The organism is Ochrobactrum sp. SFR4, assembly GCF_019730395.1.
Taxonomy (GTDB): domain Bacteria; phylum Pseudomonadota; class Alphaproteobacteria; order Rhizobiales; family Rhizobiaceae; genus Pseudochrobactrum.
Window position 1 is genome coordinate 1 of record NZ_JAAPBB010000455.1, and the last position, 335, is coordinate 335.

The 335-nt window shown below is 52.8% G+C and carries 1 protein-coding gene; it reads left to right on the forward strand.

Features of this window, described 5'->3' with window-relative positions; genetic code table 11:
- Window positions 1-335 (forward strand): phage portal protein (locus tag HBA93_RS19785; RefSeq protein WP_221724425.1); only part of this gene is annotated, 335 nt, incomplete at both ends.

The following is a 335-nucleotide window of genomic DNA, read 5'->3' on the forward strand; positions in this document are numbered from 1 at the left end:
GCAGTTACCTTGCTTATGGAGAGGCTTTTGCGGTTTTTGACTATTTGTCAGCAGCGCAGCGGGCAGAACTAGGGGTGACCACTGGTACCAAGGTTTCACTCGTTGCGCCGCATCGCTGTCCTCGCGTAAGCCGTTCTGTCGATGGTTTAGAACAGGGGATTTTTCATAACAGTTACGGACGGCCAACCGCTTATCGCTTCAAGGCACTTGTGAATGGTTTGGAAACGGACCGCGATGTTGCTGCATCCAATGTCGCCCATGTTATGGATCGCGGTGAAAATCTGAACAGCCCGCGTGGGATTTCCGTGATTGCACCGGCACTCAAAGTCATGGCG